Source organism: Pantoea phytobeneficialis (assembly GCF_009728735.1).
GTDB classification, from domain to species: Bacteria; Pseudomonadota; Gammaproteobacteria; order Enterobacterales; family Enterobacteriaceae; genus Pantoea; species Pantoea phytobeneficialis.
Genome location: NZ_CP024636.1, coordinates 4,018,184 through 4,031,823 on the forward strand (window position 1 = coordinate 4,018,184; position 13,640 = coordinate 4,031,823).

At 55.3% G+C, this 13,640-nt stretch carries 13 protein-coding genes; 8 read left to right on the top strand and 5 right to left on the bottom strand.

The genetic code is table 11. The features are described from left to right. Window positions 1–24 precede the first annotated feature (24 nt). The 4 genes from yrfG to pckA all read left to right on the top strand — a co-directional run bounded on the left by yrfG (window position 25) and on the right by pckA (window position 3,882). A complete protein-coding gene (yrfG, locus tag CTZ24_RS18745; RefSeq protein WP_208724315.1) occupies window positions 25–693 on the top strand; it encodes a GMP/IMP nucleotidase in 669 nt (222 codons plus the stop codon). A gap of 13 nt (window positions 694–706) precedes the next feature. After that, window positions 707–1,108, top strand: coding sequence for a ribosome-associated heat shock protein Hsp15 (gene hslR, locus CTZ24_RS18750; RefSeq protein ID WP_021184851.1), 402 nt, complete (start codon window positions 707–709; stop codon window positions 1,106–1,108). A gap of 25 nt (window positions 1,109–1,133) precedes the next feature. Beyond that, window positions 1,134–2,000: an Hsp33 family molecular chaperone HslO gene (gene hslO / locus CTZ24_RS18755; RefSeq protein WP_208724316.1), complete on the top strand. Its 867-nt coding sequence runs from the start codon at window positions 1,134–1,136 to the stop codon at window positions 1,998–2,000. Window positions 2,001–2,259: 259 nt separating this feature from the next. Continuing rightward, complete coding sequence (gene pckA, locus CTZ24_RS18760) at window positions 2,260–3,882, top strand: phosphoenolpyruvate carboxykinase (ATP) (RefSeq protein WP_208724317.1); 1,623 nt, start codon at window positions 2,260–2,262, stop codon at window positions 3,880–3,882. Window positions 3,883–3,960: 78 nt separating this feature from the next. Here the strand turns inward: pckA and envZ are convergent, their stop codons facing one another. Together envZ and ompR are read right to left on the bottom strand one after the other, a co-directional pair. Beyond that, a complete protein-coding gene (envZ, locus tag CTZ24_RS18765; RefSeq protein WP_036626728.1) occupies window positions 3,961–5,319 on the bottom strand; it encodes a two-component system sensor histidine kinase EnvZ in 1,359 nt (452 codons plus the stop codon). After that, complete coding sequence (ompR, locus tag CTZ24_RS18770; RefSeq protein WP_001157751.1) at window positions 5,316–6,035, bottom strand: osmolarity response regulator transcription factor OmpR; 720 nt, start codon at window positions 6,033–6,035, stop codon at window positions 5,316–5,318. Before ompR ends, envZ begins: the two co-directional genes overlap by 4 nt. Window positions 6,036–6,526: 491 nt before the next feature. Here ompR and yjbE point away from each other — a divergent pair, with 491 nt between their 5' ends. Further along, window positions 6,527–6,772, top strand: a complete 246-nt coding sequence (gene yjbE / locus CTZ24_RS18775) for an exopolysaccharide production protein YjbE (protein WP_021184855.1) — start codon at window positions 6,527–6,529, stop codon at window positions 6,770–6,772. A 100-nt stretch (window positions 6,773–6,872) separates the two neighbouring features. Here yjbE and greB read toward each other — a convergent pair whose 3' ends face one another. After that, window positions 6,873–7,376 carry a transcription elongation factor GreB gene (gene greB, locus CTZ24_RS18780; protein WP_208724318.1) on the bottom strand — a complete coding sequence of 168 codons (504 nt, stop codon included), beginning with the start codon at window positions 7,374–7,376 and terminating at the stop codon, window positions 6,873–6,875. 207 nt (window positions 7,377–7,583) lie between these two features. On the opposite strand from greB, the gene CTZ24_RS18785 reads away from it, so the two are divergent. Together CTZ24_RS18785 and CTZ24_RS18790 are read left to right on the top strand one after the other, a co-directional pair. Then, window positions 7,584–9,914, top strand: a complete 2,331-nt coding sequence (locus CTZ24_RS18785; protein ID WP_036626759.1) for a Tex family protein — start codon at window positions 7,584–7,586, stop codon at window positions 9,912–9,914. A 125-nt stretch (window positions 9,915–10,039) separates the two neighbouring features. Continuing rightward, a complete protein-coding gene (locus tag CTZ24_RS18790) occupies window positions 10,040–11,728 on the top strand; it encodes a sugar phosphorylase (protein ID WP_208724319.1) in 1,689 nt (562 codons plus the stop codon). Here CTZ24_RS18790 and CTZ24_RS18795 read toward each other — a convergent pair whose 3' ends face one another. Together CTZ24_RS18795 and bioH are read right to left on the bottom strand one after the other, a co-directional pair. Further along, on the bottom strand, window positions 11,729–11,998 hold the full coding sequence (locus CTZ24_RS18795; protein WP_021184860.1) for a YdgH/BhsA/McbA family protein: 270 nt from the start codon (window positions 11,996–11,998) through the stop codon (window positions 11,729–11,731). It lies immediately after the preceding gene. 114 nt (window positions 11,999–12,112) lie between these two features. Then, complete coding sequence (bioH, locus tag CTZ24_RS18800) at window positions 12,113–12,889, bottom strand: pimeloyl-ACP methyl ester esterase BioH (RefSeq protein WP_208724320.1); 777 nt, start codon at window positions 12,887–12,889, stop codon at window positions 12,113–12,115. A gap of 34 nt (window positions 12,890–12,923) precedes the next feature. Between bioH and gntX the strand changes: the two genes are divergently transcribed. Then, on the top strand, window positions 12,924–13,601 hold the full coding sequence (gene gntX / locus CTZ24_RS18805) for a DNA utilization protein GntX (RefSeq protein ID WP_208724321.1): 678 nt from the start codon (window positions 12,924–12,926) through the stop codon (window positions 13,599–13,601). Window positions 13,602–13,640: the final 39 nt, after the last annotated feature.

A 13,640-nucleotide genomic window follows, 5' to 3' on the forward strand; every position in this document is an offset into this window, starting at 1 on the left:
CTGTTTTCAGGGCGGGGAAAAAACATGCAAGTTACGCTTAACTGGACCGGTATCGATACCGTGCTGCTGGATATGGACGGCACCTTGCTCGATCTCGCTTTTGATCGCCACTTCTGGCTGGAACATGTCCCGGAAACCCTGAGCCGCCAGCGCGCCATCACGCTGACCGAAGCGCATCAACTGATTCGGGAAAAATATCACGCCGTTGCGCATACGCTAAACTGGTACTGTCTGGATTATTGGTCGCAGGAACTGGCATTGGATATCCGCGCCATGACCTTCGCACAGCGCGATCGCGCCGCTTTGCGCGAGGATACGCTGCCGTTTTTGCAGGCTCTGCGTGCGGCAGGAAAACGTACCATCCTGCTGACCAATGCCCATCCTTACAATCTGGACGTCAAACTGGCGCAGACCGGATTGGCTGCCCACCTTGATTTATTACTTTCTACCCATACCTTTGGGTATCCGAAAGAGGACCAGCGTCTCTGGCAAGCGGTACAGCAGCAAACCGGCTTCAATAATGCGCGCACGCTGTTTATTGACGACAGCGAACCGATTCTGGATGCCGCAACGCGTTGGGGCATCGGTTGGTGTTTAGGCGTCAGCAATCCGGACTCAGGCCAGCCGGATCAATCTTTCAGCCGTCATCCGGCAGTGCGAGATTATCGGGAGCTACTGGAGACGCTGCGTTAAATCAGGAGCCGCAATGAAAGAAAAAATCAGCGAAGGCGTGCGCCTCGACAAATGGCTGTGGGCGGCGCGCTTTTACAAAACCCGTGCCATCGCACGCGAGATGATTGAAGGCGGTAAGGTGCATTACAACGGCCAGCGCAGTAAACCCAGTAAGCTGGTGGAGCTGGATGCAGAGCTGACGCTACGTCAGGGCAATGATGAGCGCACCGTCATTATCACCGCCATCAGCGATCAGCGTCGCCCGGCCACTGAAGCCCAGGCGCTGTATGCTGAAACGGCTGTCAGCATTGAGAAACGGGAAAAGCTGGCGCTGGCACGCAAGATGAACGCGCTCAGTATGCCGCACCCGGATCGCCGCCCGGATAAGAAGGAGCGCCGCGATCTGATGAAATTTAAATTGTCGGGCGATGAATAAGTCGCGCCCCAACGAGAGAAAACCTATGTCTGTTCAAGATCAACTGCATCGTTATCTGTTTGAAAATGTGGCCGTGCGCGGCGAGCTGGTGAATGTCTCCCAAACCTGGCGCGACATCGTGGAAAACCACGACTACGCTGAGCCGGTGAAAAACCTGATGGGCGAACTGCTGGTGGCCACCAGCCTGCTGACCGCAACGCTGAAATTCGAGGGTGATATTACCGTGCAGTTGCAGGGCGATGGCCCATTGTCGCTGGCAGTGATCAACGGTAACAACCGTCAGGAGCTGCGCGGCGTGGCTCGCGTGAAGGAAGAGATCGCCCCTGGCAGCAGCCTGAAGCAGATGGTTGGCAATGGTTATCTGGTGATCACCATCTCCCCGGAGAAAGGTGAGCGTTATCAGGGCGTCGTCGGTCTGGAAGCCGATACGCTGGCCGGTTGCCTGGAAGATTACTTTATGCGTTCTGAGCAGTTGCCGACTCGCCTGTTTATTCGTACCAATGAAAAAGGTGCCGCCGGTATCCTGTTGCAGGTACTGCCTGCCCAGGAACCGCATCTCGACGACTTCAACCATCTGGCAACCCTGACCGAAACCGTGAAAAGTGAAGAGTTGATTGAGATGTCTGCGACTGACGTTCTGTGGCGTCTCTACCACCAGGAAGAAGCGACGGTGTTCGATCCGACCACGGTCAGTTTCAAATGCACCTGCTCACGCGAACGCTGCGGCGAAGTATTGAAAACGCTGCCAATTGAAGAGGTCGATGAGATCCTCGAAGAAGACGGTGAGATCGACATGCACTGCGACTATTGCGGCGCACATTACGTTTACGATGCGGTCGATATCGCAGCCATCCGCAATACGCCGACGGGCAGCAGCGATCAACTGCATTAAGGGTTATCCGGGCGGCCAGCCGCCCTTTTACATCCCCTTCATTTTCAAAGAAATTACCTTCTTTTCCCTAACTTTAGTTTCATAAGTGGCATATTTATCCGCTTAACACGCCTTGAGTCGCATTTCTGACTGACAAGCCTTTTCCGGCCCGCCAACTCGGGTACACTGCGCGCGATCATCCTCGGCCCCTGACCGGGCCGACCTGCAGGATCATCTTTCATAATTACAAATAGAACAGACCCCGATGAGGAGCATTCACATGCGCGTTAACGGCCTGACATCGCACGATCTTGCCGCTTTGGGCATCAATGGCACTACGGAAGTGGTGTACAACCCTGATTTCGATACTCTGTTTCAGGAGGAAACGCGCCCCGAACTGGAAGGTTTTGCGCGGGGCATCCTGACGCAAAGCGGGGCTATCGCTGTCGATACCGGTATTTTCACCGGTCGATCCCCCAAAGATAAATACATCGTGCGTGATGACACCACGCGCGACACGTTGTGGTGGAACGACACCGGCGAAGGCAAGAATGACAACCAGCCACTCTCAACAGAAACCTGGCAGGCGCTGAAGCAGTGCGTAACTGAACAGTTATCGGGCAAGCGTCTGTTTGTGGTTGATGCATTCTGTGGTGCCAATCCGGATACGCGCCTCAGCGTGCGCTTCGTGATGGAAGTGGCGTGGCAGGCGCACTTTGTCAAAAACATGTTTATCCGCCCGAGCGACGCAGAGCTGGCACAGTTCACGCCCGACTTCGTGGTGATGAACGCCGCTCAATGCACTAACCCGAACTGGCAGGCTCAGGGGTTGCATTCAGAAAACTTTGTCGCCTTTAACCTGACCGAACGCATGCAGTTGATTGGCGGTACCTGGTACGGCGGTGAGATGAAGAAGGGCCTGTTTGCCATCATGAACTATCTGCTGCCGCTGAAAGGCATTGCCTCGATGCACTGCTCAGCCAACGTGGGCAAATCCGGCGATGTGGCGGTATTCTTCGGCCTTTCTGGCACAGGAAAAACCACGCTGTCGACCGATCCGGATCGTCAACTGATCGGTGATGATGAACACGGCTGGGATGATGACGGCGTCTTCAACTTTGAAGGGGGCTGCTACGCGAAAACCATCAACCTGTCGGCCCAGGCCGAGCCGGAGATCTACAACGCGATTCGCCGTGATGCGTTGCTGGAAAACGTGGTGGTACGCGGTGATGGCAGTGTCGATTATGCCGACGCCAGCAAAACCGAAAACACCCGCGTCTCCTATCCGATTGAGCATATTGAAAACATCGTGCGTCCGGTTTCCAAAGCGGGCCATGCGAAGCGGGTGATTTTCCTCACCGCCGATGCCTTCGGGGTGCTGCCGCCAGTCTCGCGTTTAACACCAGAACAGACGCAGTACCATTTCCTGTCAGGCTTTACCGCCAAACTGGCCGGTACGGAACGCGGCGTCACTCAGCCGACCCCCACCTTTTCTGCCTGTTTTGGTGCCGCATTTCTCACCCTGCATCCAACGCAGTACGCCGAGGTGCTGGTAAAACGTATGGAAGCAGCAGGCGCACAAGCGTATCTGGTGAATACGGGCTGGAACGGCAGTGGCAAACGTATTTCGCTGAAGGAGACGCGCGCCATCATCAATGCGATTCTGGCGGGTGAACTGGATGATGTGGAGACGCAGACGCTGCCGATCTTTAATCTGCAAATCCCCACCACCCTGGCCCAGGTGAGCGACGAGATTCTGGATCCTCGCGCCAGCTGGTCCAGCCCGAACGCATGGCAGGAAGCGGCACAGGATCTGGCACAGCGTTTTATCAACAACTTCGGAAAATACACAGACAACGCTGCCGGGGCCACGTTGGTGCAGGCGGGTCCACAACTGCCGTAAAACGTACTCGTAGCGACGCGATTTATCGCGCACGTTGACAGTAAAGGTCAAAGGCGCGCGATGAATCGCGCCGCTGCGTCAGACGTTATGGTTGCTGTTGACCAGCGCGGTTCCGGTTCCCGGTACGGGCAGCCAGGCGCGGATGCGCAGGCCCCCGCGCTCGCTGACACCAATCTCCAGCGAGCCGTCATGCGCATCAATAATACGTTGCACAATCGCCAACCCAAGACCGGTGCCGCTGGTGCTTCGGGCACTGTCGCCGCGAACAAAAGGCTGGAACAGATGCTGCAACTGTTCCGGCTTAATCCCCGGACCGTCATCTTCGACCTGGAACCAGGCGCGATTCAGCTCCTGACCGCTGCTGACTTTAATCCAACCATTGCCGTAGCGTGCCGCATTCACTACCAGATTCGCCACTGCCCGTTTAATCGACAGCGGATTGATATCCAGTATCAACTCCTCTGGCATCACCGCGTTCTCAATCTCGCGCTCGTAGCCACTTTCCGCTGCAACCACTTCACCCAGCACGCTATTCAGATCGGCGCGCTCAGTCTGCATTTCCTGGCCGGTACGCAGATAGTCGATAAACTGCTCGATAATCGCATTGCACTCCTCGATATCTTTGTTGATCGACTCCGCCAGATAGCCATCTTCCTCGCTCATCATCTCGGTGGCGAGACGAATACGCGTCAACGGGGTGCGCAGATCGTGACTGACACCCGCCATCAGTAAGGTGCGGTCATCGGCTAATTGCTTCACACCCGCGGCCATCTGGTTAAAGGCCCGTGTCACCGAACGCACTTCGGATGCGCCATACTCACGCAATGGAGGGGGAATAATTCCTTTACCCACCTGCAAAGCGGCATGTTCAAGGTCAACCAGCGGTCGGTTCTGAATCCGGATAAACAGCCAGGCTCCACCTATCGCCAGGAGCATAATCGCCAGCGTGTAGCGGAACAGCGGTGAAAAATCGCCCTGGTGAATTTCGGTCAACGGCACGCGAACCCAGATATCGGGAGACAACCAGGTTTTCAGCCACACCACCGGGGAGTTTTTATTTACCTCAACCCGCACATCAGTTGGCCCGCCAAGCTGCTGCGCCATCTGCTCACTGAGAAACTCGTAATGCTGTGCCCAGCGCAACCCACTCTCTTCCGCGGCCGCATTGGTATACAGCGAAATGCCCAGTTCACGATAGATTTCACGCCGGAAGGCCGGTGGCACCTCCAGCTGGGTACCATCCTCCAGTTGCAGGCGGTCCGTCATCAGCATACGAACTTCATAAGCGAGGACTTTGTTGAACTGCTGCAAACTGGGAAGAATGGCGAAATTGAGCACCACCAGATAGGTCGTTACCAGGCTGACGAACAGCAAGGTAACGATCAATAACAGGGTGCGGGCAAACGAACTGCGAGGTGAGAAGCGCAATCGCCTCATGCTTTACTGCCGTCCGGAACGAAGACGTAGCCAAGACCCCAAACGGTCTGAATGTAACGCGGATGCGCCGGATCTTCTTCTACCATGCGGCGCAGACGGGAAATCTGCACGTCGATAGAACGTTCCATCGCGCTGTATTCACGACCACGCGCCAGGTTCATCAGCTTATCGCGGGACAGCGGTTCACGCGGATGGCTAACCAACGCTTTCAGCACAGCGAATTCCCCACTGGTGAGCGGCATCGGCTCATCTTCACGGAACATTTCACGCGTACCAAGGTTCAGTTTGAATTTACCAAACGCAATCACCGCTTCTTCCTGAGACGGTGCGCCCGGCAATTCATTGGCCTGACGACGCAGCACGGCACGGATACGCGCCAGCAGCTCACGCGGGTTGAAAGGTTTCGGAATATAGTCGTCAGCGCCGATTTCCAGCCCAACGATACGGTCCACTTCTTCCCCTTTCGCCGTAACCATAATGATCGGCATCGGGTTGCTTTGGCTACGCAGGCGGCGGCAAATTGACAGGCCATCTTCGCCCGGCAGCATCAGGTCAAGGACCATCAGATGGAAAGATTCGCGGGTTAACAGACGATCCATTTGCTCGGCGTTGGCAACGCTGCGCACCTGAAAGCCCTGTTCGGTGAGATAGCGTTCGAGCAACGCGCGCAAACGCATATCATCATCGACGACCAGAATTTTGTAGTTCTCTTGCATGTTCAACTCCCAAAGGCGCCATTGCCTGAGCCAATATTGTTAAAAAAAGATGCCTTACAGTGACAGTCATTAATGGTTTATATTCTAGCCGAAATTGTTACAAAGCATATTAAACAGCAGCTTATCTTTAATTTCACCGCATAATTGTGGCGCATTTCGCGCTTTTTGCTCGGCTGATCAATATGTTTAAGGGATCTCTGAAAAATCAGCGCATTTTATGATTGTTGCTGGCTCTGCCTTCCTGACGGCCTTTTTTGTACACATTCCTGTTGAGAATAGGCCATCGAACCCTGCCGGGGGGATAAAATGTGGCGTTTGTTTATTACGCCGCCCTTACGCTCTCGGATGAATCCCACCCCGAATATGAAATAAAGACCATCATTAAATAAAGCAATAAAAATCAATCATTAACATCCACTTTCTTCTCCCGACACAATCTCCGACACTGCCCTCATGGCGGGTGAAATTGCGTTCATGTGGAGAGAAAGAAGATGAAAAAAATCGCCGTTCTGCTGGGCATATTGATCCTGACGGGCTTCACCCAGGCTAAGGCCGCAACTGCCATCGGTGAAGCCGCCGGTACGCAGGCATCCACAAACGCAAAAGGCACCTCAGAAGCGATCGGGGTTGGTGCCCTTGCCGCATTATTGGGTGTTGCCTTAGCCTCCGCAGGCGGCGGAGGTCATGGCACCAACACCTCGACTTCGACCACCACAACCACGATGCCCGCTAAGTAATGAAATCAGGCGCGGCAGGAACGCGGCGCCTTCCTTGTTGTTTACCAGCCCTTTCGCCACCGGAGAATAAGTGTCACCCCCGGCTTTCTTACAAAAGCTATTATTCTCCGCCTCTTTTTTCTTCCGCGTCTCGCAGATACTCGATACGGTTCACAAACCACAACTTTTGGCCTTCCGGCGTATTCACCGTCACTTCGTCATCGACTTCTTTCTTGATCAAGGCGCGCGCCATTGGCGAATCAATCGAGATGTAATCCTTTACCTCACCATAAATTTCATCCGGGCCGACAATACGAAAGCGTTTTACTTCGCCCTGCTCATTCTCCACCTCGACCCAGGCGCCAAAAAACACCTTCCCCTCCTGTTGCGGGGCGTAATCGACGATCTTCAGTTCTGCCAAACATTTGCGCAGATAGCGCACGCGGCGGTCGATTTGCCGCAGCAGACGTTTGTTATAGGTGTAATCGGCATTTTCCGAGCGATCGCCCAGGCTGGCGGCCCAGGAGACAATTTTGGTGATTTCCGGACGCTTTTCATTCCACAAATGATCGTGCTCAGCACGCAGTTTGTTATAGCCCTCGCGGGTAATCAGTTGGGTTTTCATAGCGTCAACTCGTGATACAGGTCTGATTTAGCATAGTGGAGGCTAACAATATGCGACCAGCCGAACATCAGCAAGGTAAGCGCGATGTTCTGCGCGCCGCATTCAGAAAATGACGGATTCACCTGCTGCCGTCTGGCAATTTTCAGCCTCAGCCCGTATAACTGTCCCCTGTTTCTTAACCCCGTGTAAGCAAGACAGTAACTGATGATGAAAGATTCGCTGAGCCAGATTATCGCAAGTGAGCTGAAGGCGCGTGACGAACAGGTTGACGCCGCCATCCGCTTGCTTGACGAAGGGAATACCGTGCCGTTTATCGCGCGCTATCGTAAGGAAGTCACCGGCGGACTGGATGATACCCAGTTGCGTCAGCTGGAGAGCCGTCTTGGCTATCTGCGTGAGCTGGAAGAGCGCCGCCAGTCGATTCTGAAATCTATCGACGAACAGGGCAAACTCACCGCCGACCTCGCCAGCGCCATTAATGGCACCCTCAGCAAAACTGAGCTGGAAGACCTTTACCTGCCGTATAAACCGAAGCGTCGCACCCGTGGACAGGCAGCCATTGAGGCCGGTCTGGAACCGCTGGCCGACACGCTGTGGCAAGACCCGTCGCACGATCCTGAGCAACTGGCTGCCGGCTATGTCGATGCCGACAAAGGTGTCGCCGATGTGCGCGCCGCGCTGGATGGCGCACGCTATATCCTGATGGAACGTTTCGCCGAAGACGCCACGCTGCTGGCGAAAGTGCGTGATTATCTGTGGAAAAACGCCCACCTGGTTTCACGCGTGGTTGAAGGCAAAGAGGAAGAAGGTGCGAAGTTCCGCGACTACTTCGATCATCACGAAGCACTCAGCACCGTGCCTTCACACCGTGCGCTGGCGATGTTCCGTGGCCGCAATGAAGGTGTGCTGCAACTGTCGCTGAATGCCGACCCGCAATTTGACGAAGCACCGCGCGAAAGCCACGGTGAAACGCTGATTGCCAGCCACCTGAATCTGCGTCTGAATAACGCCCCGGCAGACAGCTGGCGTAAAGCGGTAGTGAGCTGGACGTGGCGTATCAAGGTATTGCTGCATCTGGAAACTGAACTGATGGGCACCGTGCGCGAACGCGCCGAAGATGAAGCCATCAACGTCTTTGCCCGTAACCTGCACGACCTGCTGATGGCGGCACCGGCAGGCATGCGTTCCACGATGGGCCTCGATCCCGGCCTGCGTACCGGTGTGAAAGTGGCGGTGGTCGATGCCACCGGCAAACTGGTCGCGACCGATACCATCTATCCGCATACCGGACAGACCGCCAAAGCGGCGACCGCTGTCGCAGCGCTGTGCGCCAAACATCAGGTTGAGCTGGTGGCGATTGGCAACGGCACCGCATCGCGTGAGACTGAACGTTTCTTCCTTGATGTGCAGAAACAATATCCGCAGATCAAAGCGCAGAAAGTGATTGTCAGCGAAGCCGGTGCTTCGGTCTATTCCGCCTCAGAACTGGCCGCGCTGGAATTCCCGGACCTCGACGTCTCGCTGCGTGGTGCGGTTTCCATCGCTCGCCGTTTGCAGGACCCGCTGGCTGAGCTGGTGAAGATCGATCCCAAATCTATCGGTGTCGGCCAGTACCAACATGACGTCAGCCAGAGCCAACTGGCGAAGAAACTGGATGCGGTGGTGGAAGACTGCGTGAACGCCGTGGGGGTTGATCTCAACACCGCCTCGGTGGCGCTGCTGACCCGTGTGGCCGGTTTAACCCGCATGATGGCGCAGAACATTGTCAGCTGGCGTGACGAGAATGGCCGCTTCCAGAACCGTCAGCAGTTGCTGAAAGTCAGCCGTCTCGGCCCGAAAGCCTTTGAACAATGCGCAGGCTTCCTGCGTATCAATCACGGTGACAACCCGCTGGATGCCTCCACCGTCCACCCGGAGGCTTATCCGGTAGTTGAGCGCATTCTGGCAGCCACCGAGCAGGCGCTCGGTGAACTGATGGGTAATCCGGGTAGCTTGCGGAATCTCAGCGCGCGTGATTTCACCGATGAGCGCTTCGGTCTGCCTACCGTCACCGACATTATCAAAGAACTGGAAAAACCAGGCCGCGACCCACGTCCTGAGTTCAAAACCGCGCAGTTTGCAGAAGGCGTGGAGACACTCAATGACCTGTTACCCGGCATGGTGCTGGAAGGTGCTGTCACCAACGTCACCAACTTTGGCGCTTTTGTCGATATTGGCGTGCATCAGGATGGCCTGGTTCATATTTCATCGCTGTCGGATAAGTTTGTCGAAGATCCGCACCAGGTCGTCAAAGCCGGTGATATCGTCAAAGTTAAAGTGATGGAAGTTGACCTGCAACGTAAGCGTATTGCCCTTACCATGCGTCTGGACGAGCAGCCGGGCGAGAACAATGCGCGCGGTGGTGGCAACCGCAGTGCCGGTAAAGAGTCGGCACGCCCGACACAGGCGAATAAGGGCCGGGCCAAACCGGCCAGTCAGCCTGCCGGTAACAGCGCAATGGGCGATGCACTGGCTGCCGCCTTCGGCAAAAAACGCTAACCCCTGCGTTAAAAAGCGCGGTGGCCGCCAGGCCATCGCGTACATCAGGTTGATAAATCGTCCCATCCAGCTACGCTGAAAAAATCCGTGTGAAAAAATGACCCTCCGCGTGGCACAGCGATCTGATGGATATTATCAACGCCTTACTTGATGAGATTTATGCAGGCACTTTCCCTGTGGCGGCTCGTGAGCGTCTGCTTTCCCACATACGTGCGGCACGGGATACGGTCAAAATCCCACGGAAACCGCGCTGGGATGAGAAAGATGTGGTGCTGATTACCTACGCCGACCAATTGCGTGAACCAGATGTCCCTACCCTTGCCACCTTCTCGCGTTTTTATCAGCAACATTTGCAAGACACATTTTCTCTGGTCCATCTGCTGCCGTTCTTTCCTTATTCATCGGATGATGGTTTTTCGGTTATCGACTATCACCAGGTCAACCCGATTTGCGGCGACTGGCAGCATGTCGCGGCGCTACACACCCATACCCGGCTGATGTTCGATTTTGTTTGCAACCATATGTCAGCGCACAGCAGTTGGTTTCGCCATTTTCTGGCGCAGGACCCCGGCTGGGATGACTTTTTTATCAGCATGCCACCCGCCACCGATCTCAGTGCCGTGACCCGGCCTCGCACCTCGCCGCTGCTGACGCCATTCGAAATGGCGGATGGCGCAACGCGCTATATCTGGACCACCTTCAGCGCTGATCAGATTGACCTCAACTTCGCCAACCCGGAAGTCCTCATCCGTATGGTCAACGTGTTGCTCGATTATCTGAAGAAAGGCGCCGACTACGTGCGCCTCGATGCGGTGGGTTATATGTGGAAAACGCCAGGCACCAACTGTATCCACCTGCCCAAGACTCATCAGCTGGTGAAATTATTTCGCGCGATTGCCAACGTGGTCGCGCCGGGTACGGTGATCGTCACAGAAACCAATGTGCCGCACAAAGACAACATCAGTTACTTTGGCAACGGCCACGACGAAGCGCAGATGGTATATCAATTTTCCCTGCCGCCGTTGGTGCTGCATGCCATTCATTCCAGCTCCGGCCGCGCGCTGCGTCAGTGGGCCAGCACGCTGGACACCGGTAGCGGTGATACCACCTTTTTTAACTTTCTCGCCTCACATGATGGCATTGGCCTCAATCCCGCGCGCGGTATTTTATCGGAAGTAGAAATTGTGGCGTTGGTGCGTGACCTGGCGCTGGAAGGGGCGCTGGTTTCTTACAAAAACAATCCGGATGGCACCACCAGCCCGTATGAAATTAACGTTACCTATCTGGATGCGCTAAATCGTCAGGACGACGATGACAACACGCGACTACGCCGTTTCCTGCTGGCACATGCCATCCTGTTGGCCTTTCCCGGCGTGCCTGCCATCTATATTCAAAGCATCCTCGGTTCACGTAACGACAACGAAGGCGTGCATGTCGCCGGGCACAACCGTGCCATCAATCGCGAGAAGTTCAGTGTGCGTGATATGGAACAGTTGCTGAGCGGCGGCAATGCGCTTCGTCAGCAGGTGTTTGAACGCCTGAGCGCGCTGATTCAACTGCGCACACGTCAACCTGCGTTCCATCCCGACAATCCGATGACATTATTCGACAGCGATAACGCGTTGTTGGTCCTGCGTCGTCACCAGCCCGATAACCAGGAAGCGGTTCTTTGCGTATTTAATCTTAGCGGTCGCGAGATTGAGACGATGTTGCCGCAGGCTCGGCAATTTCACGATTTAATCAATGGTGGGAATATTGATGGCAACCAGTCGGTGCGACTGGCTGCCTGGCAATTTATGTGGCTGAAGGGTTAATTATTTATACACATCCGCGACGGCACTGAACTTGCCATGTTCACGGCCCGCAATCACCAGAAAATATTTTCCGCCCTTCTCATCCGCCAGTTTTGACAACTCTTTTTTGGCATCCATCGGCGAGGTGGTTTCTGCCGTGGTGGTCACCGTACCGATTTTCTCCAGATTCATTTTCTGCACTTCTTCTTTAGTCACCTCTTTGGCTGCCAGTGCCGAAAAGGAAATCGCGCCCATCACCATCGCCGCCACAACCGTGTTGATAACTTTCATGTAATCATCCTCAGTTATTATTTGATTTGCAGAGATGTCGGCAGGAAGTTGATTGCAGAGGTAAAGCATTCCTGCCCACCCGGAAAGTATTGACCTTTCCGGGAGAATTGCCAGCTAGCGCGGCAGACGGTCACTAAAGCTAAGAATATGCTGACAAAATGCTTCCGGGTGCGAGATGAATGGCGCATGGGCCGCTTTCTCCATCACCACCGATGGCGATTGTGGCCAGCGCACATCCAGTTCTGCCGCGATACGACGAGGCACCAGTCCGTCCAGATAGCCATACAGGCGCAGGAATGGCAGCTGGAGAGCATCCAGCGACGCACGCAAATCACAGTGACGCAGAATCTCCAGACCGCCTTCCAGTACCGCCACTGACGGCATTGGCTGCGATAACACCACTTCTTTCAGTTGGCGAGCATCCTGGCGCGCGCTTTCCGTTCCCAGCGTCTGCAAAGCCAGAAAACGTTCCACGGTGCGTTGAAAATCATTACTTAATTGCTGCTGAAAGCCATGCAGTGTTTCCGGCTTAATACCGGGCCATTCTTCGCTGGCGGTAAAGCATGGCGACGAAGCCACACTGATCAGCCCCCGAATGGATTCCGGCACCGTAAGCGCCAGTTGACTGGCGACCAGACCACCCAGCGACCAACCCAGCAGCAGGCTGCGTTCCGGCAAATGCTCCACCAGATGCTGTGCCATAGCGGGCAGTGTCATGGCACCAAATCCCTGGCTGCGACCAAAACCCGGTAGATCGACCAGGTGCAAGCGAAAATGCGGACTGAGTCGCGGAATGATGTTTTGCCACACTTCGGCATTCAATCCCCAGCCGTGCAGCAGCACAAGATCGCAATCCCCCGTGCCGGTGGTGTGCCACCAGATCGAACTCATCGGTTATTATCCTGAAAGTGAAAAGGAGGTCGCTATGCTATCAATCCCTGCCCTGTGTTGGCTATGCCGTTTGCCGCTACGCATGGCGCAACACGGTCTGTGCAACGGGTGTTTGCGTCAGTTGCCGGTGTTACCCGAACTTTGCCCACGCTGTGGCCTGCCCGCCCGTGCCGATCAGGTTTGTGGGCGCTGCCTGCAACGACCGCCACCGTGGCAACAACTGATCTGCGTCAGCGGTTATCAACCCCCGCTCAGCCACTGGGTTCATCAGTTGAAGTTTTGCCGCGCCACCGCACTCAGGGTGATGCTGGCGCGGCTACTTTTGCTAAAGTGGTTAGCCATGCGGCGATGTTATGGGCTTCCCCGACCAGATATCATCTTCAGCGTGCCCCTGCATCAGCGTCGCCACTGGCGACGTGGCTACAATCAGGCGTCGCTGTTGGCGCAACCGCTGGCGCGCTGGCTAAGTTGTGACTACAGGGAAGGCATAAGTCGCGTACGTCAGGCTGCGGTGCAGCATGAGCTGAGCGCATCGGCGCGTAAAAAGAACCTGCGCGGCGCGTTTCAGCTTGAAATCCCGGTAGAGGGACGCCATATCCTGCTTATCGACGATGTGGTGACCACCGGCAGTACGGTGGCTGAAATCAGCCGCATGTTGCAGGCCGCAGGCGCGGCCAGCGTACAGATTGGATGCCTTTGCCGTACCTTGTAGAGCGTCGGCGTTGGGCGTATTATAACCAACTAAATTAGT

Excerpts from the sequence above, each read along its gene's own strand:
- hslO (WP_208724316.1), top strand. The coding sequence starts at position 1,134 with ATGTCTGTTCAAGATCAACTGCATCGTTATCTGTTTGAAAATGTGGCC.
- CTZ24_RS18795 (WP_021184860.1), bottom strand. The coding sequence starts at position 11,998 with ATGAAAGTTATCAACACGGTTGTGGCGGCGATGGTGATGGGCGCGATT.
- envZ (WP_036626728.1), bottom strand. The coding sequence starts at position 5,319 with ATGAGGCGATTGCGCTTCTCACCTCGCAGTTCGTTTGCCCGCACCCTG.
- CTZ24_RS18785 (WP_036626759.1), top strand. The coding sequence starts at position 7,584 with ATGAAAGATTCGCTGAGCCAGATTATCGCAAGTGAGCTGAAGGCGCGT.
- CTZ24_RS18790 (WP_208724319.1), top strand. The coding sequence starts at position 10,040 with ATGGATATTATCAACGCCTTACTTGATGAGATTTATGCAGGCACTTTC.
- pckA (WP_208724317.1), top strand. The coding sequence starts at position 2,260 with ATGCGCGTTAACGGCCTGACATCGCACGATCTTGCCGCTTTGGGCATC.
- bioH (WP_208724320.1), bottom strand. The coding sequence starts at position 12,889 with ATGAGTTCGATCTGGTGGCACACCACCGGCACGGGGGATTGCGATCTT.
- greB (WP_208724318.1), bottom strand. The coding sequence starts at position 7,376 with ATGAAAACCCAACTGATTACCCGCGAGGGCTATAACAAACTGCGTGCT.
- hslR (WP_021184851.1), top strand. The coding sequence starts at position 707 with ATGAAAGAAAAAATCAGCGAAGGCGTGCGCCTCGACAAATGGCTGTGG.
- ompR (WP_001157751.1), bottom strand. The coding sequence starts at position 6,035 with ATGCAAGAGAACTACAAAATTCTGGTCGTCGATGATGATATGCGTTTG.
- gntX (WP_208724321.1), top strand. The coding sequence starts at position 12,924 with ATGCTATCAATCCCTGCCCTGTGTTGGCTATGCCGTTTGCCGCTACGC.
- yrfG (WP_208724315.1), top strand. The coding sequence starts at position 25 with ATGCAAGTTACGCTTAACTGGACCGGTATCGATACCGTGCTGCTGGAT.
- yjbE (WP_021184855.1), top strand. The coding sequence starts at position 6,527 with ATGAAAAAAATCGCCGTTCTGCTGGGCATATTGATCCTGACGGGCTTC.